The sequence below is a fragment of the Rhizobium oryzicola genome (assembly GCF_030504645.1).
GTDB lineage: Bacteria > Pseudomonadota > Alphaproteobacteria > Rhizobiales > Rhizobiaceae > Neorhizobium > Neorhizobium oryzicola.
In genome coordinates this window covers 173220-198427 of the sequence record NZ_JAUKWQ010000002.1, presented here as the reverse complement: position 1 = coordinate 198427, position 25208 = coordinate 173220, and the positions used below count along the sequence as shown (strand labels likewise).

General features: G+C 59.4%; 25 protein-coding genes and 1 tRNA gene. 11 read left to right on the top strand and 15 right to left on the bottom strand.

All coding sequences use genetic code 11. The features are described from left to right. Window positions 1-76 precede the first annotated feature (76 nt). Window positions 77-937: a glycerophosphodiester phosphodiesterase gene (locus tag Q2T52_RS08275; protein ID WP_302076234.1), complete on the top strand. Its 861-nt coding sequence runs from the start codon at window positions 77-79 to the stop codon at window positions 935-937. Here the strand turns inward: Q2T52_RS08275 and Q2T52_RS08270 are convergent. Continuing rightward, a complete protein-coding gene (locus Q2T52_RS08270; RefSeq protein ID WP_436799510.1) occupies window positions 927-1280 on the bottom strand; it encodes a DMT family protein in 354 nt (117 codons plus the stop codon). The genes Q2T52_RS08275 and Q2T52_RS08270 overlap by 11 nt on opposite strands. A 143-nt stretch (window positions 1281-1423) precedes the next feature. Beyond that, window positions 1424-1741, bottom strand: coding sequence for a hypothetical protein (locus tag Q2T52_RS08265; RefSeq protein WP_302076233.1), 318 nt, complete (start codon window positions 1739-1741; stop codon window positions 1424-1426). A 383-nt stretch (window positions 1742-2124) separates the two neighbouring features. Between Q2T52_RS08265 and Q2T52_RS08260 the strand changes: the two genes are divergently transcribed. Then, window positions 2125-3870: a methyl-accepting chemotaxis protein gene (locus Q2T52_RS08260; protein WP_302076232.1), complete on the top strand. Its 1746-nt coding sequence runs from the start codon at window positions 2125-2127 to the stop codon at window positions 3868-3870. 71 nt (window positions 3871-3941) lie between these two features. Here Q2T52_RS08260 and Q2T52_RS08255 read toward each other — a convergent pair whose 3' ends face one another. Continuing rightward, window positions 3942-4649 carry a GntR family transcriptional regulator gene (locus tag Q2T52_RS08255; protein WP_302076231.1) on the bottom strand — a complete coding sequence of 236 codons (708 nt, stop codon included), beginning with the start codon at window positions 4647-4649 and terminating at the stop codon, window positions 3942-3944. Window positions 4650-4904: 255 nt separating this feature from the next. Between Q2T52_RS08255 and Q2T52_RS08250 the strand changes: the two genes are divergently transcribed. The 6 genes from Q2T52_RS08250 to Q2T52_RS08225 all read left to right on the top strand — a co-directional run bounded on the left by Q2T52_RS08250 (window position 4905) and on the right by Q2T52_RS08225 (window position 10862). Continuing rightward, window positions 4905-5993, top strand: a complete 1089-nt coding sequence (locus tag Q2T52_RS08250) for an ABC transporter ATP-binding protein (protein WP_302076230.1) — start codon at window positions 4905-4907, stop codon at window positions 5991-5993. A 40-nt stretch (window positions 5994-6033) separates the two neighbouring features. Continuing rightward, a complete protein-coding gene (locus tag Q2T52_RS08245; protein WP_302076229.1) occupies window positions 6034-7323 on the top strand; it encodes an ABC transporter substrate-binding protein in 1290 nt (429 codons plus the stop codon). Window positions 7324-7554: 231 nt separating this feature from the next. Further along, window positions 7555-8460, top strand: a complete 906-nt coding sequence (locus tag Q2T52_RS08240) for an ABC transporter permease (protein WP_302076228.1) — start codon at window positions 7555-7557, stop codon at window positions 8458-8460. Window position 8461: 1 nt separating this feature from the next. Continuing rightward, on the top strand, window positions 8462-9280 hold the full coding sequence (locus Q2T52_RS08235) for an ABC transporter permease (RefSeq protein WP_302076227.1): 819 nt from the start codon (window positions 8462-8464) through the stop codon (window positions 9278-9280). Beyond that, a complete protein-coding gene (locus Q2T52_RS08230) occupies window positions 9280-10026 on the top strand; it encodes an aspartate/glutamate racemase family protein (protein ID WP_302076226.1) in 747 nt (248 codons plus the stop codon). Before Q2T52_RS08235 ends, Q2T52_RS08230 begins: the two co-directional genes overlap by 1 nt. After that, window positions 10023-10862, top strand: coding sequence for a GNAT family N-acetyltransferase (locus tag Q2T52_RS08225; protein WP_302076225.1), 840 nt, complete (start codon window positions 10023-10025; stop codon window positions 10860-10862). Before Q2T52_RS08230 ends, Q2T52_RS08225 begins: the two co-directional genes overlap by 4 nt. 4 nt (window positions 10863-10866) lie before the next feature. On the opposite strand, the gene Q2T52_RS08220 is transcribed toward Q2T52_RS08225, so the two are convergent. From Q2T52_RS08220 to Q2T52_RS08210, 3 genes are all read right to left on the bottom strand, one after another. Further along, on the bottom strand, window positions 10867-11697 hold the full coding sequence (locus tag Q2T52_RS08220) for a universal stress protein (protein ID WP_302076224.1): 831 nt from the start codon (window positions 11695-11697) through the stop codon (window positions 10867-10869). 89 nt (window positions 11698-11786) lie between these two features. After that, window positions 11787-12746, bottom strand: coding sequence for a 1-phosphofructokinase family hexose kinase (locus Q2T52_RS08215; protein ID WP_302076223.1), 960 nt, complete (start codon window positions 12744-12746; stop codon window positions 11787-11789). A gap of 151 nt (window positions 12747-12897) precedes the next feature. After that, the gene (locus tag Q2T52_RS08210; protein WP_302076222.1) at window positions 12898-13089 is read right to left on the bottom strand and encodes a hypothetical protein; all 192 of its coding nucleotides are present in this window, start codon (window positions 13087-13089) and stop codon (window positions 12898-12900) included. Between the two features lie 406 nt (window positions 13090-13495). On the opposite strand from Q2T52_RS08210, the gene Q2T52_RS08205 reads away from it, so the two are divergent. Continuing rightward, window positions 13496-13717, top strand: a complete 222-nt coding sequence (locus tag Q2T52_RS08205; RefSeq protein ID WP_302076221.1) for a helix-turn-helix domain-containing protein — start codon at window positions 13496-13498, stop codon at window positions 13715-13717. Window positions 13718-13784: 67 nt separating this feature from the next. Here Q2T52_RS08205 and Q2T52_RS08200 read toward each other — a convergent pair whose 3' ends face one another. The 4 genes from Q2T52_RS08200 to Q2T52_RS08185 form a co-directional block, all read right to left on the bottom strand. Further along, window positions 13785-14159, bottom strand: coding sequence for a DUF4189 domain-containing protein (locus tag Q2T52_RS08200; protein WP_302076220.1), 375 nt, complete (start codon window positions 14157-14159; stop codon window positions 13785-13787). 201 nt (window positions 14160-14360) lie between these two features. Further along, window positions 14361-14437, bottom strand: a tRNA-Met gene (locus tag Q2T52_RS08195). A gap of 134 nt (window positions 14438-14571) precedes the next feature. Continuing rightward, the gene (mnmA, locus tag Q2T52_RS08190) at window positions 14572-15768 is read right to left on the bottom strand and encodes a tRNA 2-thiouridine(34) synthase MnmA (RefSeq protein WP_302076219.1); all 1197 of its coding nucleotides are present in this window, start codon (window positions 15766-15768) and stop codon (window positions 14572-14574) included. A 139-nt stretch (window positions 15769-15907) separates the two neighbouring features. Then, the gene (locus Q2T52_RS08185) at window positions 15908-17032 is read right to left on the bottom strand and encodes a mechanosensitive ion channel family protein (protein WP_302076218.1); all 1125 of its coding nucleotides are present in this window, start codon (window positions 17030-17032) and stop codon (window positions 15908-15910) included. A 108-nt stretch (window positions 17033-17140) separates the two neighbouring features. Between Q2T52_RS08185 and Q2T52_RS08180 the strand changes: the two genes are divergently transcribed. Beyond that, window positions 17141-17575: a DUF1810 domain-containing protein gene (locus Q2T52_RS08180; RefSeq protein WP_302076217.1), complete on the top strand. Its 435-nt coding sequence runs from the start codon at window positions 17141-17143 to the stop codon at window positions 17573-17575. Here the strand turns inward: Q2T52_RS08180 and Q2T52_RS08175 are convergent. The 3 genes from Q2T52_RS08175 to Q2T52_RS08165 form a co-directional block, all read right to left on the bottom strand. Continuing rightward, complete coding sequence (locus tag Q2T52_RS08175) at window positions 17569-18552, bottom strand: Tim44 domain-containing protein (RefSeq protein WP_302076216.1); 984 nt, start codon at window positions 18550-18552, stop codon at window positions 17569-17571. The two genes, Q2T52_RS08180 and Q2T52_RS08175, sit on opposite strands and share 7 nt — an antisense overlap. A 201-nt stretch (window positions 18553-18753) precedes the next feature. Continuing rightward, window positions 18754-20349, bottom strand: coding sequence for a phosphoglycerate dehydrogenase (gene serA / locus Q2T52_RS08170; RefSeq protein WP_302076215.1), 1596 nt, complete (start codon window positions 20347-20349; stop codon window positions 18754-18756). Between the two features lie 88 nt (window positions 20350-20437). Further along, complete coding sequence (locus Q2T52_RS08165; protein WP_302076214.1) at window positions 20438-21616, bottom strand: phosphoserine transaminase; 1179 nt, start codon at window positions 21614-21616, stop codon at window positions 20438-20440. A 307-nt stretch (window positions 21617-21923) separates the two neighbouring features. On the opposite strand from Q2T52_RS08165, the gene Q2T52_RS08160 reads away from it, so the two are divergent. After that, complete coding sequence (locus Q2T52_RS08160; RefSeq protein WP_302076213.1) at window positions 21924-22514, top strand: DoxX family protein; 591 nt, start codon at window positions 21924-21926, stop codon at window positions 22512-22514. 121 nt (window positions 22515-22635) lie between these two features. Here Q2T52_RS08160 and Q2T52_RS08155 read toward each other — a convergent pair whose 3' ends face one another. Together Q2T52_RS08155 and glmM are read right to left on the bottom strand one after the other, a co-directional pair. Then, window positions 22636-23493: an outer membrane protein gene (locus Q2T52_RS08155; RefSeq protein WP_302076212.1), complete on the bottom strand. Its 858-nt coding sequence runs from the start codon at window positions 23491-23493 to the stop codon at window positions 22636-22638. 217 nt (window positions 23494-23710) lie between these two features. Then, window positions 23711-25063 carry a phosphoglucosamine mutase gene (glmM, locus tag Q2T52_RS08150; protein WP_302076211.1) on the bottom strand — a complete coding sequence of 451 codons (1353 nt, stop codon included), beginning with the start codon at window positions 25061-25063 and terminating at the stop codon, window positions 23711-23713. Between the last annotated feature and the right edge of the window lie 145 nt (window positions 25064-25208).

Here is a 25208-nt window from a genome sequence, read left to right as displayed (position 1 = left end):
GTAGCTCGGTGATGATACGGATTGCCTCCGGCTCGAATGATGCCTAACCGGAGATCAGGCAAGCAGTGGAGAGCACATGGCACACGCGCCCAATGTCGGACTGGATCTCTACCATCAGGGTCACCGGACCCGGCTGAAGTGGCACCGCCTGCGTTGTCGTCTGGCCGACCCGCTATTTTCTGCCGAGACCATGGCAAAGGGCTTTCAGGTGGGTGCTTCGATGGAACTGGATCTGCGGGTGCGGGCTGATGGCGGTTTCGTCGTCCTGCATGACGCAGACCTGCAAGGGGAAACCACCGGCCATGGCCCGGTGCGTGAGGCAAATGCCGAAACGATCCGCTCAGCCCGGATGCTCTCGGGCGGCACGGCACCGATCCTCAGCGAGGACTTGGCCCACATGCTGAAAAGCGCCCACCCGGAAGCCCGGCTGCAATTCGATGTGAAGGACACTCTCGCCACCATCGGCGACAAGGGCCTCAGCCATCTGAGGGACTACTTCGCCAATGCCGGCCGCTCCATCATCATCAGCGGGGGTGACTTGGACTTCATCGCGCATCTGGCAAACACGATGCCGGATATCCGCCGAGGTATAGATCCCACCGACAAGTTGCGCGACCTCTTGGACGCCGAAGGCCCCCGCATGGTAGAAGAAACGCTGATCGCCGATATCAACGGGCCGACGCAGCCAGACATGGTCTATCTGTCCTGGCCGCTGATCTTGAAGGCAAATGAGTTGGGGCTTGATCTCATTGCCGTCTGCCACGCTGAGAGCAAGCTTGTCGATGCATGGACCTTCAACCTCGCCGACCCCGAAGCCGGGTTCAGCGATGTCGAATGGCAGCGCTTCTCGGCACTGATGGCCCTCAAGCCCGATCAGGTGACGACGGATGAAGCGCCCGCCACCGAGCGCGCATGGCTGAAACGCATCAGCCCCTGAAGATGAAGGAGGCACCGACCGCAATCAGCGCAAAGCCGATGGCGTGGTTCCAGGTGAGGTTTTCGCCCAGCCAGAAGACGGAGAAGCCGGAGAAGACGAGAAGGGTGATCACCTCCTGCATCGTCTTCAATTGGGCAGTTGAATAGACGTCGGAGCCGATGCGGTTTGCCGGTACGGCGAGGCAGTATTCGAAGAAGGCAATCGCCCAGCTGGTGACGATCGCGATCCACAGCACGGTCCCCTTGTGCTTCAGGTGCCCGTACCATGCGAAGGTCATGAAGATGTTGGAGGCGAACAGCATAACGATCGGCCAGATGGCGGCTGGGGAAAATGGCAGAGACATCGCTAACTCTCATTTGGTAAAATGGACGCGGAACATGCAATATACGTGATAACTGCTCAAGCAACCCTTGGTGGCTATCACGTTGTACGCATCGTACAGAAAACCCCGCTGCGATCAGCGGGGTTTTTCGTTACATTGAACTATTAGATTTCCGGGCATCCCGGTTCGTTGGCGAAGGTGATCCGCTCCTGTCCGCGTCGTGAAAATCCTTGCACGACAACGCGACGATCCGTAACCCTCACGACCTCAGGGTCCCGCAGGCCAGATTCGCGAGCAGCGGCACGCGCTTCGCGTTCACTGCAGCCACGCTCGCGGTAGGCCGGTGCGCGGTTATCGCGAATAACAGGACGAACACCGTCAGGTCCGACACGCAGCTCCAGATCTTGCGCCTGAACACTTGCCGCAAAGGAAGCGGCGCTCATCAAGGCGGTAAGTGCGGATACAGAAACCAGTTTCAACATGACTTCCTCCTTTGCGCCTTCAGCCGAGATGGCGCTGGTAATGTTGTCTGGCAAAAACGCAATCCCAAAGCATTTGTTCCGACTTATTGAGGATGACCTCAAATACATCCCTGACGTGCTTTTCATACACAATAATTATTTTCAGTAGGCGCAATTTTATAGATCAACTTAACCATTTCCCCTGATGATCCGCCAAGCAGAATGACAAACGCCTTGAGGAGAGGTGATCTGCCTCACTTGCTTCGCCGCGCCGACATCACGTCTGGCCGTCCAGCTGCCTTAGCGCCTGTAGGTTCATTATGTTACGCCATCTTTCCATCCGGATGAAAATTGTTTCCGTAATTCTGTTCTTGGGAGCGGTATCATTGGCAGGCACAGCCTTCATGAGTAATCGCTTTGATATCGCGAACGATCGTTATGCGGCGTTTATCGTGAACGACGCCGGTGCAGCCGTGTTGGGCGCACGCTCATCCGCTGGCATGTGGACGGCTGTGAATGGCATCTATCGTGTGGCCATCCAGGAGAAGGGCACTCCGGCTTATGACGAAGCCAAGGGCGTATTCACCCAGAACATCGAGGGCGCGCGACAGAAGCTCAGGGACATATCCCGGATGGTACCGGTGACAAAGCCGGCAGCCGACGAACTTCTTGGGATCGCAGATGAATTTTCGAATGTTTTCACCAAGGTCGTCGCGGCCAAGGAAGCAGGCAAGACGGACGAAGCCATTCAGCTGGCACGCTCGCTTGATAAGCTTGCAGCATCTTTTTCAGCGAAATCCGGCGCGAACAACGGCAATCTAACAGCTCTCGTCGACACCGGTGGCAAAACGATCGCTGCTGAAACGGATGTGATCATCCAGAGGACACTGATTGCGCTTGTCCTCTCTGTCATCGCAACCATTGGCCTTGCCTATTACGTTGCAAGTGCCGGCATTACAAAGCCTATGCAGCGTCTGCGTGAGCGCATGCAATCGCTGGCCCATGGCGAGACCGAGACTCCGATCGATGGCATCGACCGCCGCGATGAAATCGGCGTCATGGCCAACACGGTTGAAGTCTTCCGCTCCAACGCTATCGAACGCTCGCGGCTTGCAGCAGCAAACGAAGCAACCCGTCAGCAGACCGAAACTGAACGTGCGGCGCACGAAGCCGCCAAGGCCGAAGAAGCATCCGCACTGGCCGACGTGGTCGGCGCCCTCGCTGGCGGTCTGAAGGCGCTGGCCAATGGCGACCTATCTCACCGCATCGATCGTCCGTTCACGCAGAAACTCGATTCGCTGCGAGTCGATTTCAATCAGTCGGTCGAGAAACTGAACGAGACGATGCAGGCCGTTGGAAGCAATGCGAACACGATCAGCGCCGGCGCAAGCGAGATCCGATCCTCCAGCGACGATCTTGCCCGACGCACCGAGCAGCAGGCAGCCTCGATCGAAGAAACCGCTGCCGCTCTGGAAGAGATAACCACCACTGTGAAGGATGGCGCAAAGCGCGCCGAGGAAGCCCGCCGTCTGGTCGTGACGACAGGCGAGGATGCCCGGAAGTCTGGCACGGTTGTTCGGTCAGCCGTGGATGCCATGCACGGCATCGAAAAATCCTCTGGTGAGATTTCGAGCATCATCGGCGTCATCGACGATATCGCATTCCAGACGAACCTTCTGGCTCTGAACGCCGGCGTGGAAGCGGCACGTGCCGGCGAAGCTGGCAAAGGCTTTGCGGTTGTGGCCCAGGAAGTGCGCGAACTGGCCCAGCGCTCAGCCTCTGCAGCCAAGGAGATCAAGGCGTTGATCAACACATCGAGCGAACAGGTCGCCAATGGCGTCACGTTGGTTGGCAATACCGGCAAGGCACTGGAAAACATCGTGGAACAGGTTCAGCATATCAGCAACCACGTTCAGGCAATCGCCGATGCCTATCGCGAACAATCGCTCGGCCTTCAGGAAATCAACACCGCCGTCAACACCATGGATCAGGGCACCCAAAAAAATGCCGCCATGGTGGAAGAGGCAACCGCCACCGCACATTCCCTTGCTTCCGAGTCTGATGCACTGCTGCGCCTTCTGGCACAGTTCCGGCTGGCGGCACAGGCACAAACCTCCAATCGCGCCGCCCGATGGGACCGCGCAGCCTAGTCTGATTGGAGCACCGCATTTCAGCAAAAAGGGCCTCGGAATTTCCGGGGCCCTTTTTGTATAAATGAAGTTCAGCCCAGCGCTTCCTTGAGCGCCAAGCTCTCGCGCACACGGATATCGAGATCCGCTTCGATGTGATCGATGTGGTGCAGCATCAGATCGGAAGCGCGCTTGGCGTCCCGCTTTTCCAGGGCATCCAGAATATCGGCATGTTCGCTATGGCCGCAGCGTGAAACGCCTGTGCTGCCGTAGAGCGCAATGACCAGCGATGAGCGAGCGACAAGCTCATCCATGAAGCGCTGCAGAATGGCATTGCCGGCGACAGCCGCCAGCATCAGATGAAAATCGCCGGAAGCCTTGATCTCGGCGCGACGGGCCGCTGGTCCCCGCTCGTTCATGAAGCGCACTTCTTCATCCAGCTGCCGCCGGAAGCCATCGATATCCGCGGGTGTGAGGCGCTCAACGGCGGCTGCAACAATACCGGGTTCGATGAGACGGCGCGACGCGAAAACCTGCCGAGCCTCTTCCGGCGTCGGATTGGATACAAAAGCACCCCGGTTTCGTTCCGTCTTCACCAGCCCTTCGAAGGCAAGCATCTGCAGCGCCGCCCGCACCACGGTGCGGCTGGCGTCGAACAACGCGCCGACTTCGCTTTCGGAAAGCTTGGTGCCCGGACCCAGGCGCCGATCGACGATTGCGTTGCGCAGTGCATCGCGAATAGCGACAGCCCGGTCATCCGGGGCGTGTTCGAAAGGGCCTATATTCTCGCTGATATTCATTTGTGCTTCCAAGTTCCGGCAGTTGTAACGCGAATGATGCGGGCTGAAAAGACCCGATCGCGAAACCGGATCCTGCATTGTCGACGATCGAACACATATATTGTACACGAACGGCCATTTTTTGCGCAGCATCTGCCGTTCATTTGTGCGTACGCCATTTTGCCTGAACATTAGGCGCCCAAAATCGCGCCGTGTGGCTCTGGAAATTCAGTTGGCATGAAGTCTGCATGTATCTCGCCGTCACGGGAGACATTCATGACGAAGGCCGCAGAGATAGAACTTGCATCCGTTACCAAGGCATATGGCAACACGGTTGCCGTGCATGCCATCAGCCTGAAGATTCCGGCCGGCACCTATTGCTGCCTGCTCGGCCCTTCCGGCTGCGGCAAGACCTCGACGCTGCGCATGATCGCCGGTCATGAAAGCATTACCAGCGGCGATATCTTGCTTGGCAACGCCAATGTGACGGACCTGCCGCCCGCCAAGCGCGGCACGGCGATGATGTTCCAGTCCTACGCGCTGTTTCCGCATCTCGATCTCGTCGACAATGTCGCCTTCTCCCTCAAGATGAAGGGCGTCGACAAGGACACGCGCCGCGCCAAGGCGCTCGACATGCTGAAACTGATGCAGCTGGAGCCCTATGCCAACCGCCACCCCGCGCAGCTTTCCGGCGGCCAGCAGCAGCGCGTGGCCCTGGCGCGCGCCCTGATTACTGATCCGGAAGCCTTGCTTCTCGACGAGCCGCTCTCAGCCCTCGACCCCTTCCTCAAGATCCGCATGCGCGCGGAACTGAAGAAGCTGCAGACCTCTCTCGGTATTTCCTTCGTCCATGTCACTCACAGCCAGGAAGAGGCCATGGCGCTGGCGGACCTGATCGTGGTCATGAACGACGGTCGCATCGAGCAGGCCGCCCATCCCCGCACCGTCTTCGAGCGTCCCGCGACCGCCTTCGTCGCCCGCTTCATGGGGGATCACAACGTCATTTCCGGCCGTGTCAGCCAGACGGAGAACGGATCGGTGACGCTGTCCGTGCCCGCAGGTGCAGACTTCCGAGCCGAAGGCAGTGCTGCCGAGACAGGCGAACCGATCGATATCGCCATCCGCACCGATCACATCCGCATCGGCGAGACCGCCATTGAGGGCTTCGGTTTCACCGGCACCGTCTCCAACATCGAATATCGCGGCTCGTCCGTGAAGCTGACCGCGACAGGCGCCGGCATCGAGGAATTCACCGCCATCCTGGGCGACAAGGTCTTCTTTTCCAACCCGGTCAAGGTCGGGGAAGCCATTCAGCTGTCCTGGGCGCCGGAGGACGTCATCGTCCTCGGACGCGCAGGAAACTGATCATCACTGCCAAAAACAACCACCAGAGGAGAATAACGAAATGACCGATACTCCCAAGAAGCCGTCCGGCATCACACGCCGCAGCCTGTTGAAGACCGCTTCCGCCGCTGCGGGTCTCGCAGCCGGCTCCGGCGCCATCACCGGCTTCCCCACCATCTGGGCGCAGTCGAAGATCACGCTTCGCCAGTTCGGCACCGGCGTTTCCAACATCAACGCCATTGCCGAGCAGTGCAAGAAGGACCTCGGCATCACGCTGGAAATGACGGCGACCGATTCCGACGCCGCCGCCCAGCGCGCCGTGACCCAGCCGAACTCCTACGATATCGCCGATATCGAATACTGGATCCTGAAGAAGGTCTATCCGGCCGGCGTCATCCAGCCGATGGACGTAAAGAAGCTGAAGAATTACGGCAGCGTCGTGCCGCTGTTCAAGAACGGCAAGCTGAAGGCCGATAGCGTGATCGCGCAGGGCACCGCTCCGCACACGGTCGGCTATGTCGAAAAGCCCGGCACAAAGACCTTCGCCAAGGGTGAGACCGAATGGTTCACCATGATGCCGACGATCTACAACGCCGACACGCTCGGCATTCGTCCGGACCTGGTCGGCCGCGAAATCACCACCTGGGCCGACATTCTCGACCCGGCCTTCAAGGGCAAGACCTCCATCCTCAACATCCCGTCGATCGGCATCATGGATGCCGCGATGATCATGGAAGCCGCCGGCAAGATCAAATATGCCGACAAGGGCAACATGACCAAGGAAGAGATCGACAAGACGATCGACTTCCTGATCGGCCTCAAGAAGCAGGGCCAGTTCCGCGCCTTCTGGAAGAGCTTCGATGAATCGGTCAACCTGATGGCATCGGGCGAAGTCGTCATCCAGTCCATGTGGTCGCCGGCTGTGGCAGCTGTCCGCTCCAAGGGCATCGCCTGCAAGTACCAGCCGCTGAAGGAAGGTTACCGCGCCTGGGGCGGCGGTCTGGGTCTCGCATCCCACCTCAAGGGCGCGCAGCTGGATGCCGCCTATGAATACATCAACTGGTACACATCCGGTTGGGTTGGCGCTTACTTGAACCGTCAGGGCTACTACTCGGCCTGCATGGAAACGGCCAAGAAATTCATGACCGAAGACGAATGGGGCTACTGGATCGACGGCAAGGCCGCCAAGGGCGACATCCTCTCGCCGGAAGGCAAGGTCATGGAGAAGGCCGGCGCCGTGCGTGACGGTGGCGCCTTCGAAGACCGCATGGGCAAGGTCGCCTGCTGGAACTCCGTCATGGACGAAGACCGCTACATGGTTCGCCGCTGGAACGAGTTCATCGCGGCGTAAGGACCGGCAGACAAAAGAACTGCCCCTCACCCTAACCCTCTCCCCGCCTGCGGGGAGAGGGGACGAGACTACGGCAGCCTTATCGGATGCCTTAGAGTTTTGTGGGGAAGCGAAACGGTGCGGTTTTCCCCTTCTCCCCGTTAGCGGGGAGAAGGTCCCGGCAGGGGGATGAGGGGCAACCCTCGACGTGAATGCATCGAGGATAGCCTCGAATGTGGGAGAAAACGATCAATGGCAACAGTGCGATTCCTGGGTGTCGGAGAACCGAAGCCGAAGCGCGAGATCCGCTTGCCCGGCTGGCTGCCGGCCTATCTGCAGGCGGCACCGCTGACGCTGATCCTTGCCTGCTTCCTGCTCTTGCCTTTGCTGATGATCGCGGTCGTCAGCTTCTGGGATTATGATTTCGCCCAGATGTATCCGGGCTTCGTGACCATGAACTATGCCGAAACGCTCGGTTCCTGGGTCACCTGGAAGACCTATCTCAACACGCTGAAATTCGCGGTCATCGTCTGGGGCATCACGCTGTTCGTCGGCTTCTGGGTCGCCTATTTCCTGGCCTTCCATATCAGAACCGCCGCCATGCAGACCGTCCTCTTCCTGGTCTGCACCGTACCCTTCCTCACCTCCAACATTATCCGCATGATTTCCTGGATCCCGGTGCTCGGCCGCAACGGCCTGATCAACTCGGCGCTGGTCAGCGCCGGCATCGTGCCGGAGCCAATCGAATGGCTGCTCTATTCCGATTTCGCCGTGGTGCTGGCCATGGTGCATCTCTACACGCTGTTCATGGTGACGCCGATCTTCAACACGCTGATGCGCATCGATAAATCTCTTGTCGAAGCGGCTCGCGATGCTGGCGCCTCCAGTTGGCAGATCCTCGCCAATGTCATCATTCCGCTTGCCAAGCCCGGCATGGCGATCGGCACGATCTTCGTGGTCACGCTGGTCATGGCGGATTTCTCCACCGTGCAGGTCATGTCCGGCGGCCAGAGCGCCTCGGTTGCGCTGATGATGAAAAACCAGATGTCGCTGTTGCAATATCCTGCCGCCGCCGCCAATGCCGTAGTGCTGTTGATCCTCGTTCTCTTGATGGTCGCGGGGATCCTCCGCATCGTCGATATCCGCAAGGAGCTGTGAGATGCATTCAGACAAACGCTCCCGCGAATTCTACATTCTCGCCGCCTTCTTCGCCGTCTTCGTGCTGTTTCTCTACGGCCCCCTGTCGGCGATCCTGATCCTCTCCTTTCAGGGACCAAATGGCGGCCTCACCTTCCCGCTCAACGGGGTATCGCTGCACTGGTTCTTCAATCTGTTTGAGACGCAGGCCGTGGGTGATTTCGGTGGCTCCTTCCAGCGTTCGCTGACGCTCGGGCTAATGGTGATGGTCACGACGGTGCTGGTCTCGCTGCTGGCGGGCCTTGCCTTCCGCCGCAAGTTCATCGGCGCCACGCCCCTCTTCTACCTCTCGGTCGCAAGCCTCGTCGTGCCCTCCATCATCGTCTCGCTCGGCATCGGCGTCGTGTTCCAGCAGGTCGGCTTCCAGCCCTCCTGGTACTCGTCCGCCTTCGGTGCGCATCTCACCTGGACACTGCCCTTCGGCGTGCTGATCATGTTTGCCGTGTTCAACCGCTTCTCGCCCTCTTACGAGGAAGCGGCACGCGATCTCGGCGCCAGCGCCTGGCAGACGTTTCGGCACGTTCTACTGCCGATGATCGCACCCAGCCTGATCGGCGTTGGCCTGTTCGGCTTCAGCCTGTCCTATGACGAATTTGCCCGCACGCTGATGACGGCTGGCACCTTCAATACGCTGCCGCTCGAAATCTACGGCATGACCACCAATGTCACGACGCCTGTGCTCTATGCGCTCGGCACCGTCACGACTGTCTTTTCCTTCCTCGTCATCGGGGGCACGCTTGCCCTCATCATCGCCGTGAACCGGCGCAGGGCACGCAGCTGATGAAAATTCTACTGGTAAACCCAAATACGACCGCCACCATGACCGAGACGGCGGCCGACGCGGCACGGCGTGTCGCAGCCGTTGGAACGGAGATCGTGCCCGCCACGTCAAGCATGGGGCCGGTGTCCATTGAAGGCTATTACGACGAAGCCTTTGCCGTGCCCGGACTGCTGATGGAAATCGCCAAGGGCGAAAAGGCTGGCGCCGATGCCGCCATCATTGCCTGCTTCGATGATACAGGGCTCGACGCGGCCCGGGCGCTGGCCAACATTCCCGTCATCGGCATTTGCGAGGCGGCGCTCGCCAGCGTCTCCTTCATCGCCCAGCGGATCACCATCGTCACCACCATGGAGCGCTCGCGCCTTCCGCTGGAACATCTGGTGCATCGCTATGGCATGAGCGGACGGGTGAAGGTGCGTGCCGCAGACATTCCTGTTCTGTCGCTGGAAGATCCACAATCCAACGCCCGCGACCGTTTGCGCAACGAGATCGCCACCGCGCTGCGGGAGGACAAGGCAGAAGCCATCGTTCTTGGCTGTGCCGGCATGGCGGATCTGACACGCACCTTGGCAGAGGAATTCGACGTCCCCGTCGTAGATGGCGTCGCTGCTGCGGTCAAACAAGCGGAGGGGTTGATATCTCTCGGGTTGACAACCACAAAGCGAGGAGCCTACGCTACACCTATCTCGAAACCCTATCTGGGGCTTCTCCAAGGCTTTGAACCCAAGACCCTAAAGGCAGGATGACCCGACAAATCCGAACCCTCCTGGAAAGCGAAATCGAATGCCTGCTGAAGTGGGCAAAGCTGGAGGGATGGAACCCGGGGCTTGACGATGCCACCGCCTTTTACGAAGCCGACCCCCAGGGATTTTTCGGCTGTTTCGTAAATGGCGAATTGGCATCTGCCATCTCTGCGGTCGCTTACGACGAGGGCTTTGGCTTCATTGGGCTTTACATCAGTAAGCCTCTCCATCGCGGGAAAGGGCATGGTAAGCGGGTCTGGGACCACGCGATGGCATACCTCGGAGATCGCACCATCGGCTTAGATGGCGTTCCCGCCCAGCAGGCCAATTACGCCCGAATGGGCTTTGCTCAGGCTTACCGTACCTGGCGCTGGTCGGGACGTGTCAGCCAAAGCCCCTCCCCCACGGCAGCCGGTATTGTTGCGCTGACGCCGGACCTTCACGACGCCATTGCCGCATTGGACAAACGCGCCTTCCCCGCTTCCCGTTCAGCTTTTCTGGATAGCTGGACTGGCGTGCCGCGGCACGCACTCGCGGTCATCCGTAATGGCACATTGACAGGCTATGGCGTTCTGCGCCGCTGCCATGATGGCTACAAGATCGGACCACTATTTGCCGAAAGCGATGAAGACGCCTGCGCTCTGTTCGCGGCGCTGACCGTCGCGTCGGATGGCGAACCCGTGTCTATCGACGTTCCCGAGATGCAAGACGTCTTCTCGGCGCATCTCACCAACATCGGCTTTACCAAAAGCTTCGATACCACCCGCATGTATAAAGGCGCCGCCCCCGATTTGGAGCAGCGCCTTGTCTATGGTGTTACCACGCTCGAGCTCGGTTGATTCCTTACCTCGCCATGAACACGGGCACCGGCGGGCTTTCGAGCATGGATTGCGTCACACCGCCAAAGATGCGCTCCCGCATACGTGAATGACCATAGGCCCCCATGACGATCAGATCCGCACCGAGATCCGCCGCATATTGTGCCAGCACATCCTGAACGGGACGGCCACCGCTGGCGATCTGGTGGACCGTCACATCGACGCCATGGCGATCCAGAAAGGCGGCCACATCCGCGCCCGGCTCTCCGCCGTTTTCGCTGTAAGCTGCATCCGGGTCCACCACCGCCACATGCACGACATCCGCCTGCGCAAGGAATTCGATGGCTTCGCGCGTGGCCCGACCTGCCTCGGCTCGCGAATTCCAGGCGAGCAGAACGGTCTTGATCGTGGCTGGCAGCGCATCATTCTTCGGCAACACCAGAAGTGGACGCTGCGCTTCAAAAACGGCGCCATCGACGATAGCGCGCAGCAGATCATTTGAAGCTCGCACCTTTTCGCCGATCAGCACCAGATCCGAATAAAGCGCCTTGCGGAAGATAACCTCCGCGATAAGTCCGCCCTCTGTATAGTAACGCTCGAGGTCGAAGGGAATTCCGGCCACCTGGCAGGCAGCCTGCGCCTTGTCAGCTGCCGCGTGTAGCGTCTTCATTTCGGCTGTGCGCTGCTCCAGCCACAGCACATCGACCGGATAATCCGAAAGCACGGGCGGTGTCGCCACATCAACGGCAAGAACGGTGAGATGCGCGCCAAGCTGGGTGGCGAACTCGATGGCGCGGTTCAGATCCGCTTCGCCTTCCTTGCTACCGATAACAGTGAGAATAGTCTTGAAGAGCATGGTGTTTCTCCCTTCCCTGTTTTGCCGATCCTGTCCGGCGGGAATGAAAGAACCTTAGGAACCTCTGATAAGAGCTCACATGATCTTGGTCAAACCGCAGCAAATTTGCGTGGGACCATTCCACTCGCTGCCTTTTCCCGATCGTAAAGTTGGAGAATATCGCTGCGCTTGCAGATGTCGGTGCCTGTCGTCATCACCGCTGCGGCACCGGCCGCCTGCCCCAGATGAAAGGCATCTGCCGGCAACCAGCCTTCCGTAAGTGCCCAGACCAAGGCGCCGACGAAACTGTCGCCCGCCCCAACCGTGGAGCGAACGGGCACGGAAATGGCAGGCGCGGCAAGCACGCCGTCCGCACTGGCCAAAATGGCGCCATCTTCGCCGAGTGTGAGGGCGATGTGCTCAGCAACGCCGCGCGCTACCAAAGCCTCCAGCGCTTCCGAGGCTTGCTTGCGATCCAGGGAGTGGCCGATCAGTTTCTCCAACTCGCTGAGGCTGGGCTTCATGAGAAAAAGGCCACCCGCTTCCACGGCAGCCCGCAAAGGCTCGCCCGATACATCCAGCACGAAACGTGAGCCGCTTTGCGCCGTGATTCGGGCGATGCGGGCATAGGTATCGACCGGCAGGCCACGCGGCAGGCTGCCGCTGGCAACGACATAGGGGGCGCCGGACTGCTCGACGGCTTGCAGAAGCGGCTCAACCTCCTGCCAGCTCACCTCCGGCCCCTCGGGCACGAAACGATATTCAAGCCCGGTCGCCTCCTCCCGCACCATGAAGGCAACCCGCACGGCACCAGCAATGGGAAAGGCGCGAGAGTGAATGCCGAGCGACCTCAGGGCCTCCTCCAGCAACGCTCCGGTGGCTCCACCGGAAAGGAACGCCGCATGCGCCTCGCCCCCCAGTTCCGCAATCACACGCGCGACATTGATGCCCCCGCCGCCCACTTCCTGCCGCTGGTCACGCACGCGCACCTTGTGCGTCGGCACCACGCGGTCAGCATCATTGTAAAGATCGATGGTGGGATTGAGCGTGATGGAAAGGATCTTGGCCATGACGTTTTCCCCGGGGTCAGAACTTGAACAGGCCGTAGTGTGGCGACCTTGCCTTCAGGGGATTAGCAGATTGATGAGATGGCGCTTTGATCAGGAACAAAAGACAGGTAGTCATCACCGCAGGGCGTGTGTGCCCTGCGGTGCTGTGACCTCAGTACACCGGGTACATGCCCCAGAAGAAACTCTCGGACGGATCGGGGCGCGTTTCCGCCTCGGTCTTATCATCGGCCTTTTTTTGTTCGCCGACGCGTTCCGCCACCTGCACACGCTCTTTGTCTGCTGGCTGACGCCGCGACAGACCGAACAAATCAAAGCCAAACAAGGTAAAGCCAGCAATCATCATTGAAGCCTCCAGTTGGAAAGAGCCTGATGCTCAAGGGAAATTCAACTCAAGTTTTGTGAAAGGTCAATAGAGAGCTAAGAAACACTTTACCATACTGGCAGGCTCTCAAGAGAAAAATATCATGCGGGACGTGCATGTGCCGGAATATTAGGCATTAGGCGGAATTATATATCCTGTGGCTGCCTAATCCAGAGACCGCCACAAAGACGCACTCAGATGGTCAAAATCCGGTGATCACGCCGGCCTTTTGACGTGCTGCCGCCATTTATCCCAGCATGAGGGGTTGGCCCCCTTAAAGTTAGGGATTATGTATGCTGCACTGCGGCATAGATGCCGACAGTGAATGCATCCTTTGGGCTGATGCCCTCACGTCCGACTTCGGTCGGCACTACCAAAGGAGTTCTGAATGACCATTTCTCTTAATCACATAGATCATCCCAATGCCGCTTCCGTGGCACAAACGATCGCTAGTGCACGGCAAGCCGCCGGCTACAGCCTCGAAGATGTCGCGGTGACCTCAGGCCTGACCGTGTCAGAAATCGAGGCGATCGAACGCGGGCGGGACCATGACGAGAGCCGGGTACGACGGCTTGCTTCGGCCCTGCAAGTGCCTTCTCTGATGCGATAATCCACACCAGACACAAAGAAGCCCGCCCTGGATCAACCAGCGGCGGGCTTCTTTGTTTTAAAAGGCGTTATTCGCAATCGGAAACGATGATCCGGCAGTTGCTGTCGCCGCAGGCGTCGAGAGCATCCTGCTCCGCATCACCGAGCCTGCTGCCATAGCCGATGCCGAAGCGGACGCGGTTGCCCGCATAGGCACCGCAGGTTTCAAACCAGACAGCCACTTTGCATTCATCGTTGCCGGCATTCCGGCACTGGCGGATGGCATCGCGTTCGGCATCGCGGCGGGTGCTGCCCCACCCAACGCCATAACCAACATCGCGTGCGGCCAGACCGCGCTCATCATTCACCGCAATCGCGCCGAAGGCCAACGCGTTTTCCGCGCAAAGCGAGAGAAGAACAGCAACAGACAGGCCGGTGATAAATGGGTGTTTCTTAAGCTTCATGATCTCTCCCCTGCCCTTACGCTGAGCTAACAGGTATTGTTTTGACGGAGGGAGAATATCAGGCGTTTTGATCTAATCAATTGCCTGCCGATAATTCCATTGCAGGAAAAGAATAGACACCCGACGAAGAAACACGCGCAAAATCAAGCGTTGCACCTCCGACAAGGCGTGCAATCTACATTGTGAGAAAATTGGTTTGTTTGGTAGCGGGGGGCGGAATTGAACCGCCGACCTCAGGGTTATGAATCCTGCGCTCTCACCAACTGAGCTACCCCGCCAAGGACCGCGCTTCTGCGACAATTATGTGTCTCGTCCGGCGCGATGGGGGGCTTATAAAGGCAGGCTCGGACCAAAGTCAAGCGCGCTTTGGAGGAAAAGCCATGCTTTTCCTCCTCGGCGTGAATGACCTGGTTCAGGCAGCAACCGGTGCCGAGAGAAGGGCCTTCAACGATGCTTCCGCATCTGCGGCCCGTTCCGAGCGGTCAATGAAACCGCCCCCGAAAACGCGGGCATCCGGCCCTTCGGCGGAATAGAGAACGCAGGCCTGGCCGGGCGCCACGCCGGCTTCACCCACTGTCAGATCCACGTAAACGCCGCGTTCATCGCAATGCAGAACAGCGGGTGTCGGAGGACGGGTGGAGCGCACCTTGGCAAAGCACTCGAAGCCCTGGCCTGCGTCCGCTTCAAGCGAACGATCGCCGATCCAGTTGACGTCGCGCAGATAAACGCGATGCGTATCGAGCGCTTCCTTTGGCCCGACAATCACCCGGCGGCCGCGCGCATCGAGATAGACCACATAGAGCGGCTCGCCGGTGGCAACGCCCAGCCCCTTCCGCTGCCCGATCGTGTAATGCAGGATGCCATCGTGACGGCCCAGAACGCGGCCATCGAGATGCACAATGTCACCCGCCAGCGCTGCATTCGGTTTGATCTTGGTGATGATGTCGGCATACTTGCCCTGCGGCACGAAACAGATGTCCTGGCTGTCGGCCTTATTGGCCACCACGAGCCCCATCTCTTCCGCCAGCTTGCGAACCTCGGCCTTCGGCATGCCGCCCAGCGGGAAGCGCAGATAATCTATCTGCTCCTGCGTGGTGGCAAACAGGAACCAGCTCTGGTCTCGATCGCTGTCGACCGGACGGTACAGCGCCCGACGGTTCGGGTTGTCTGCCGTCGGATTGGGACGCGAGCGGATGTAGTGGCCGGTCGCCAGCGCATCCGCGCCCAACTCACGCGCCGTCGCCAGCAGATCTGCAAACTTCACCGTCTGATTGCAGGCAACGCAGGGGATCGGCGTTTCGCCCGCCACATAGGCTTCCGCGAAGGGGTTGATCACGGTTTCGCGGAAGCGACGTTCGTAATCCAGCACGTAGTGGGGAATCCCAAGCGTCTCGCAGACCCGGCGCGCGTCATCAATATCCTGGCCCGCGCAGCAGGAGCCCGCGCGGTGAACCGCGGCGCCATGATCGTAGAGCTGCAGGGTAATGCCAAGTACGTCATAGCCCTGGCGTTTGAGCAGTCCCGCTACCACAGAGGAATCCACGCCACCGGACATCGCCACGACAACGCGCGTATCCTCCGGTCTCTTGTCAAAATCCAGCGTATTCACGGAAACTCTCTCAATCTGATCTGAACAAGGCTTACCACACATTGTGCGAAAAAGCTTGTCGCATGGGCGGGATCGGCCGCCGCCTTCTTTGCGCGGATATAGAAAGGAAGAGTGAAAAACGCAAGATTTGCGAATCGCGTCAGCCTTGCACGCTGCGCATTTGCCCCTTCTCCTGTCTGCGTGCGATGCCAGAACTCTCAGGCATTTCCGCCCGGAACTTCGGCAACGCGTGCGGATGTTCCCGCTGGATGAAATCGATCAGCTTCTCGCGCATTTCGCAGCGCAGATCGAAGGTCTTTCCCGCATCGCTGGCGGAGACGAGGATTCGGATCTCCATGACCCGCTCCTTGAAGTCGGTCACCGCGACATTCACCACCTGTCGGTCCCAAAGCCTGGAGTTCGCAGCGATCTCTTCCACCTTGCGGCGGATATCGGCCACGGGAACCGTATAGTCCAGGTAGATCATCACGGTACCGATCAGCGCGGCCCCTTCCCGCGTCCAGTTCTGGAAAGGCTTTTCGATGAAATAGCCAAGCGGCAGAACCATGCGCCGCCAATCCCAGAGCTTCACCACCACATAGGTCGAGGTGATCTCTTCCACCTTGCCCCACTCCCCTTCCACCAGCAGCGCATCGTCGATGCGGATGGGCTGGGTGATGGCAAGCTGGATGCCCGCGAACAGATTCTTCAACAACGGCTGTAGCGCAAGACCCAGCACAATACCGGCCACACCGGCAGAGGCCAGCAGTGACACCCCATATTGCCGGACCGTCGGGAACGTCATCAGCGTTGCCGCGAGCGTAACGCAAACGATCAGGATCGCGGCAACTCGTTCCATGATGCGCGATTGCGTGACATGCTTGCGCGCGAGTAGATTGTCTTCCGCATCCAGCTTGAAGCGGCGCAGATAGACCGTCATCCAGATGTGCAGCGCCGTGCGCGTCATCCAGCCGACGATCAGGATGAACGCCAGCAGGAGCAGATGGCGGACGAAACCCGCCTGCGGGTCAGTCAGCGGAGCGATGGCAACGGCCGGCGTGAGCGTCCAGGCGACGATTGCGAGCCTTAAGGGTCGGCGGTTGCGCGACACCAATGAGCGCCAGAAGAGGTCACGCTCCGCGACAATCCGCGTCAGCAAGCGAAAGACGACGCGGTGAATGAACCAGCCGACAAACACTGCTGCAATCAGCACCATCATGCTGATCAGCCAATCGGGTAGGAAACCAATCACGGCCAGAATGAATTGTTCAAGATGCTGTCTCATGCAGTGGCAGTTAGGGTGCAGTGCAGCAAATTAAACCGCACCATCATATAAAATGGCTGACAAAAACGTGAGTCACAAACACGCTCATCGTACCGGGGAGGAATGACCATGCAGAACGATCCATTTGACCTCCAACGCTTCGTGACCGCCCAAGCCTCTATCTACCTCCAGGCTCTGGCGGAACTGGCAGCCGGCCACAAGCGCAGCCACTGGATGTGGTTCATCTTTCCGCAGATCGAGGGTCTGGGGCATTCCGCCATGGCTCAGCGTTATGCCATCCATGATCGGAGCGAAGCCAAGGCCTATCTGGCGCATCCGCTACTGGGAATTCGACTGATTGAATGTACCGAAACAGTTCTTCGGCACGCGGGCGAAAAGTCAGCGCATGCCATTCTCGGCTCGCCCGATGACATGAAGTTCCGTTCCTGCCTGACTTTGTTTGCAGCGGTCAGCGAAAAGGGCTCGCCGTTCGAGCGAGCCCTTCAGGGATTTTATGAGGGCGAGCCCGACCGGAAGACGGTCGAACTGCTTCGCGATCAGTGAGCGGCCTGGATGGCCGAGAGCTTCCACTCCTGGCCCGGCTCTCGGACAAAGGTCCAGACTTCCACCGCTTCGGTGGGGCGATCCGGATCGCCCTGCACCAGACGGCCGGTCGCACGCTCGCGCATCACATCAATGCTCTGGTAGCGCATGGCGACCGTCGCATATTCATGGCCATTCTCGCGCCAGGATTCAGACAGGTCGCCCTGCAGAAGCTTGACGTCGCGCACCTCGTTCTTGAGACCGTGGGTGGCGTTATCGCCCAGTTCTTCCGCCAGATAGGACATGGCTTCCGGCGTCGTAATGGCGCGCAGGCTTGCATAGTCTTCCGCACCATAGGCGGTCTGCACCCGCGTCAGCATGCCTTCGAAGGCATCGAGGTCGCGGTTGGTGATGCCGATCTCATCGGTTGCGGCCGAGGCCTGACGCGGCGCTGCCGGAGCGGCGGCAGGACCGCCGCCCATCTGCGGAATGCGGAAGCCCGGACCCTGCGCCGGCGGCGGCTCATAGGCATAGCGGCCCGTATCGGCAGCCGGCTGCGAGCGACGCGCGAACATGCGCATCGCGAGGAAGATCAGACCGCCGATCAGCAGGATCTGCAACAGGCCGCCGAAGCCGCCAAAACCATGGCCCAGCATCATGCCGACAAGGCCGCCCATCAAAAGGCCGCCCATAAGGCCACCGCCGAAGCCGCTGAACAGGCCGCGACGCGGCTGCTGCGGCTGTGCGGTCTGTGGCGCATTCACGCCCGGAGCCGTCTGCTGCTGGTTCGGTGTCATCGTACGCTGGATCGGCGCAGCGGTGCCCGGCGCCGTATTGGTCGTGGCCGGTGCGGAAAAGGTGCGCTCGCCACGGCTGCCAAGGCTGCCGCTGGAACTCGCACGTCGCGCTTCGGCCATATCCACCGCTGCCAGAGATACCACCGATCCGATCGCCAGCACGGCAAACACGTGCTTGAAGCGTCGAAGGGATGACAACATCGTTTTCTCCTCTCAAAGCCACACCTGTGGCGTCGCATTCTATATAGCGATTTTTGTGAAGGATTTTAGAGGTCGCCGTATGGTTTTGCCGAAACTTGGTGAAGATCGGCCTTGAACAGGAAAAGAAGAAGCCGAGTGGATTACAAATATGGCCCGGCGGATCGCTCCACCGGGCCTCGTTAAACCTGCCGTCTGCCGAAATTATTCGACAGCAAACTGCAGTTGCTTGGCCTGCTTAATGGCCGGGTTGGCCGTCAGCTGCGCCAGAACTGCATCCTCGACCGGACCATCGACGTAAAGAAGTGCGATCGCATCGCCGCCTTCCTTTTCGCGGCCCAGCTGGAAGTTCGCGATGTTGACCTTGGCATTGCCGAGCGTCGTGCCCATGAAGCCGATCATGCCGGGAACGTCGGTGTTGGTGATGTAGATCATGTGGCTTCCCACATCGGCATCCATGTTGATACCCTTGATCTGGATGAAGCGCGGCTTGCCATCCGAGAACACCGTGCCGGCAACGGAACGGGTCTGCTTGTCGGTCGTGACCGTCAGCTTGATGAAGCCGTCGTACACACCGGTCTTGTCACGCTTCACTTCGGAGAGGATGATCCCCTTCTCCTTCACCATGATCGGTGCCGACACCATGTTGACGTCAGAGACCTGCGGACGGATCAGACCGGCGAGCAGCGCCGACGTCAGGGCCTTGGTGTTCATGGTGGCCGTCTGGCCATCATAGAGGATCTCGATTTCCTTGATCGGACCTTCGGTGACCTGGCCGACAAAGGCACCCAGAACATCCGCCAGCTTGATGAACGGCTTCAGGATCGGGGCTTCCTCAGCCGTGATGGACGGCATGTTGATGGCGTTGGAAACGGCACCCTTGACCAGATAGTCAGCCATCTGTTCGGAAACCTGCAGGGCAACATTTTCCTGTGCTTCCGTGGTCGATGCGCCAAGGTGCGGCGTGCAGACGACGTTCGGCAGGCCGAACAGCGGGCTTTCCTTGGCGGGCTCCACTTCGAAAACGTCGAAGCCGGCACCGGCAACATGGCCGGACTTGATGGCATCGGCGAGTGCTGCCTCATCCACCAGGCCGCCACGGGCGCAGTTGATGATGCGGACGCCGGGCTTGGTCTTGGCCAGCGCTTCCTTGTTCAGGATGCCGCGCGTCTTGTCGGTCATCGGAACGTGCAGGGTGATGAAGTCTGCCTGCGCCAGCAATTCGTCCAGCTCAACCTTCTTAACGCCCATTTCCTGGGCGCGCTCGGCCGACAGGAAGGGATCATAGGCCAGCACGTGCATCTTGAGGCCAATGGCACGCGAGCAAACGATGGAGCCGATATTGCCGGCACCGATGACGCCGAGCGTCTTGCCGGTGATTTCGACACCCATGAACTTGGATTTTTCCCACTTGCCGGCCTGCGTGGAAACGTCGGCGGCGGGAAGCTGGCGGGCAACGGCGAACATCAGCGCGATGGCGTGTTCTGCCGTGGTGATGGAATTGCCGAACGGCGTGTTCATCACAATGATACCGCGCTTGGACGCAGCCGGGATATCGACGTTGTCGACACCGATACCGGCGCGGCCGACGACCTTCAGATTGGTGGCAGCGGAGATCAGCTTTTCGGTGACCTTGGTGGCCGAACGGATCGCCAGGCCATCATAATTGCCGATGATTTCCTGCAGCTTGTCCTTGTCCTTGCCGAGCTGCGGCTGAAAATCGACTTCAACGCCGCGATCGCGGAAGATCTGGACGGCGGTTTCCGACAGTTCGTCGGACACGAGAACGCGAGGTGCCATGACGAGGCCTCCTTCAAAGAGTTCGTTTCAATCAATCAGGGAAATGGAATGCGGTGGCTTCGCCTTGCGGCGAAGCCGAAAAACTCGATCAGGCAGCGGCCTTGGCGAGCGTCGCCTTCTGGGTCTCGTAAGCCCAGGTCAGCCACGGCATCAGGGCCTGCATGTCTGCTGTCTCGATCGTCGCACCAGCCCAGATGCGAAGGCCTGCCGGCGCATCGCGGTAGGCACCGATATCATAGGCCACACCCTGCTTTTCCAGCGCGGAGGCAATGCCCTTGGCAAAGGCTGCTTGCTTGTCGGCGTCAAGTGCCGTCACTTCCGGATCAACGATCTTCAGGCAGACGGACGTATTCGAGCGCGTCGCCGGATCAACAGCGAGATTTTCGATCCAGTCATTGGCGGCGACGAAATCGAAGATCGCCTTGGCATTGGCATCGGCACGGGCGATCAGTGCCTCAAGGCCGCCGATTTCCTTGGCCCATTTGAGCGCATCGACGTAATCCTCGACGCAGAGCATGGACGGCGTATTGATGGTTTCGCCGACGAAGATGCCTTCGATCAGCTTGCCGCCTGATGTCATGCGGAAGATCTTCGGCAGCGGCCAAGCCGGAACATAGGTCGTCAGGCGCTCGACAGCGCGCGGAGACAGGATGATCACGCCGTGACCGCCCTCGCCGCCCAGAACCTTCTGCCAGGAGAAGGTGACGACATCGAGCTTGGCGAAATCAAGGTTCTGCGCGAAAGCGGCAGAGGTTGCATCGCAGATGGTGAGGCCCTTGCGATCAGCCGGAATGAAATCGGCGTTTGCAACGCGCACACCAGACGTGGTGCCATTCCAGGTAAAGACCACGTCGCGGTCGAAATCGACTTCAGCGAGGTTCGGCAGCAGGCCGTAGTCGGCCTCGAACTTGCGAACGTCCTTCAGCTTCAGCTGCTTGACGACGTCGGTGACCCAGCCAGCGCCGAAGCTTTCCCAGGCCAGCATGTCGACGCCGCGCTCGCCGAGCAGCGACCAGAGCGCCATTTCAACGGCGCCGGTATCAGATGCAGGCACGATGCCGATGCGATAATCGGCCGGAACTTCGAGAATTTCGCGGGTAAGGTCGATGGCCAGCTTCAGCTTGTCCTTGCCAACCTTGGCGCGGTGCGAACGACCGAGCGGGGCATCGGAGAGCGCTTCGAGCGACCAACCGGGGCGCTTCGAGCAAGGGCCAGACGAAAAATGAGTGTTTGCCGGACGCGCGGCGGGGGCGACGATATCAGCCATATAGATACCCTTCCAGGTAATTAGCCTCTCGTTGGGGAGAGGTGTCCCGCCAGCGTTGTTAGTGGAATGGGTGCGTTCGGTCAAGTCGCGACAAGGCAAGAAAGCATCTTTTTTGCGCCGTTCAACGCGGCACAGAAAACTTGATCTGCATCAACATATTTTGCCGCAACAGGTCTAGTTTTGCCTGCATCGGTTGCAGACGAGCACCCTCCCAAGGCTTGCCGCGATCGGTTGGCAAACAAGATTATTCGTTCGGCAAGCCTGTCTGCAAAAGCAGGAGCGCGAGATCTATTCCAAGGGGCTGACAATGACTATTCAAGCAACGTACACACCTGGCAAGACAGAAGAAAAAAGCCATTATTTTCTTCCGTTCCTCAGTACATTCTATGAAAAAATTGCAGAACCATTTGCCTGGACAGCCTTCCGCGTGGCGATTGGCGGCATGCTGATGGTGGAAGGCTATCCGAAGATCATGGCGCCTATGGCTCAAGTGGGCTTCGTCGAGAACCTCGGCTTCCATCCGGGCTGGCTCTTCTCGCCGATGCTGGCGGCCATGCAGTTCTTTGGCGGCATCATGATCGCACTCGGTCTCTTCACACGCCCGATTGCGCTTGCGAACGGCGTGATGCTCGCGATCACGCTCTGGTTCCACTTCGCCTTCCCCTACGGACATGCCTTCCTGACCGATGCGGGCGTTGCGGCACTGAAATCGGGCAGCCCGTTCTTCACGCCTGACGGCATCAAGCGTCTGGCCGATGGCGGCATCTTCTTCCTGGAACAGGTACAGACCAAGGCCGAGTTGGCTTCGCTATTCTGGACCGGTGGCGTCTTCCTCTTTGCCGCCCATGGCGGCGGCCACTGGTCGATGGACAAGCTGCTGATCAAGCGCGAGTTCTAAGACTGCTGCTGACGACTGTCGAATGCCCGGCATCGCTGCCGGGCATTTCTTTATCCTGCACATGAAAAAGGCCACCGCAACGGGTGGCCTTTCTTGCATTTGAAACGCCTTGCGGCAGTTCTTACTTATATACGATGGGCTGAACCGGCACTTCCGCAGGCGGCATATAGGTCGGCTGGTCACATCCACCGAAGGTATAGCGGGCGCCAAGACGCGCTTCGTGAACATCAAAGCCCTTGTCGAAGCCCGGGCCGCCGTTTTCAGCCCAACCAAACATGTCGCCACCGTTCACGTGACGGTAGCGATAGCCGATATCGGCCTTCAGGTTGCAGGTCACATCGATCGATGCACCGGCCATAAGCGCATAGGTAAAGCGCCAGCTTCCCTTGCCACCATGCTCAACGGTGTCATCGCAACCGCTGCCATCGTCGGCGCAGGACGTGTTGCGCAGCTTGTCCCACTTCACATAGGTACCACCGATACCAGCACCGAGGTAAGGCGTTACATAGCCGTAGGTGCCGAGATCGACATAAGCGTTGGCGAGCAAGCTATAGGCGCGCATGTTGGAACGGTCGCGGGAGGTGCAGCTATCGACGCAAGCGCCGAATTCGGATCCGCCGCCAACGGTGGAGCCTTCGAACTTGCTCTTGAACAGGTAGTCAAAGGTGAGATCGGTGCGCAGATAGTTGTTGACCTGGTAACCGACGCCCGCGCCCAGAATGAAGGAATCCTTCAGCTCGGAATGGGAGAAGCCCACCTTCTCGCTGAAATCATTGCCCTGGTAGAAGTTTGCGCCGCGCAGATCCTTGAAACCGTAGCCGACATCACCACGCAGGTACCAGCCGCTGGATGACTGCTGTATTGCAACTTCCGGTGCCTGCAGGGGCGGTTCGGGCTGGGGTTGATAAAGATCGGCAGACTGCGCGCCCCATGCTGCACCAAGCACGACGGCAAGCGCGCCGAAAAGGGATTTCCTCATAGGTCCTACTCCAAGCTTTTATTTCTCGGCGCGCAACGCGTCCAGAATTGGGATCGGTTGAACTATTAAGGATAAAGGTTAAGGAGCGATTAAGCCTAATGAGATGTAAAGCCATAGGTAGAAACGCTTCTCCTTATTCAGACTTTGCATGGCTCTAAAAACAAAAGCCCGCGGCTGATCACCGCGGGCTTTCCTGGGAATTTATGGAGGTTATCGTTCAGGCGGCGGTGCGCACGTTCGAGATCACGCCGATCAACTCGTTGACGATCCGCTCGACCTGGCCGCGGTCATCGCCCTCCGCCATCACCCGGATCAGGGGCTCGGTACCGGAGGGGCGGATGACCAGACGGCCCCTGCCATTCAGTTCGGCCTCGGCGCTTTCGATCGCCTGGCGCACGATGATGTCATCCAGCGGCTTGCCGCCGCCAATGCGCACATTGCGCAGCAATTGCGGCACCGGCTCGAAGCGATGGCAGACCTGGCTCACAGTCTTGCCGGTGCGCTTGACGGCCGCCAGGATCTGCAGCGCCGCCACCAGACCATCGCCGGTGGTGCCGAAGTCGGACAAGACGATATGGCCGGACTGCTCGCCGCCGATGTTGTAATCGTGCTGGCGCATGTGTTCCACCACATGGCGGTCGCCCACCTTGGTGCGCGCCAGCGACAGGCCCTTGCCCTTGAGGAAGCGTTCCAGACCGAGATTGGACATGACGGTTGCGACAATGCCGCCGCCGCGCAGCTTCTCATCCTCGGCCCAGCTTTCCGCAATGACAGCCATCAGCTGGTCGCCATCGATGATTTCGCCGCGTTCATCCACGATGATCACACGGTCGGCGTCGCCATCCAGCGCGATGCCGATATCGGCGCGCACTTCGTGAACCTTCTTGCGCAGGGCATCCGGGCTGGTGGAGCCACAATCGAGATTGATATTGGTGCCGTTCGGCGTATTGCCGATGGTCACCACATCGCCGCCCAGCTCCCAAAGCGCGGCAGGCGCCACCTTGTAGGCAGCGCCATTGGCGCAATCGATCGCCACGCGCAGGCCGTGCAGCGTGACATCCCTCGGGAGCGTCCGCTTCACAAATTCGATATAGCGATAGATGTCGCCATCGACGCGCTTGGCGCGCCCGATATCGTTCGGCTTGGCAAGCTGCGAATAGAGATCCTTGTCGAGAAGATCCTCGATCTCCTGCTCCAGTTCGTCGGAAAGCTTGTAACCATCCGGGCCGAACAGCTTGATGCCGTTATCGGCAAAGGGATTGTGCGAGGCGGAGATCATCACCCCGATATCGGCGCGTAGCGAACGGGTCAGCATGGCAACGGCGGGCGTCGGGATCGGTCCCAGCAGGTAGACATCGAGACCCGCTGCGGTGAAACCGGCAACCAATGCATTTTCCAGCATGTAGCCGGAGAGACGCGTATCCTTGCCGATCACCACGCGATGGCGATGGTTGCCCTTGCGGAAAATTGTGCCGACGGCAATTCCGACGCGCATAGCAAGATCCGGCGTCATGGGGAAAACGTTCGACTGACCCCGAATGCCGTCAGTGCCAAAATAGCGACGTGTCATAGAAGCTCCTTCAAGGTCGCGCGCTTTTGGAAAAGCCTGCGCGGAACAACAAAGCCGAGGCTATCCTCTACAAGGCTTTGCAAGCCTGCTCATGCCATATCTCGGCTGTCCAAGCACATAAATTACCGTCAAAATCGATTATATC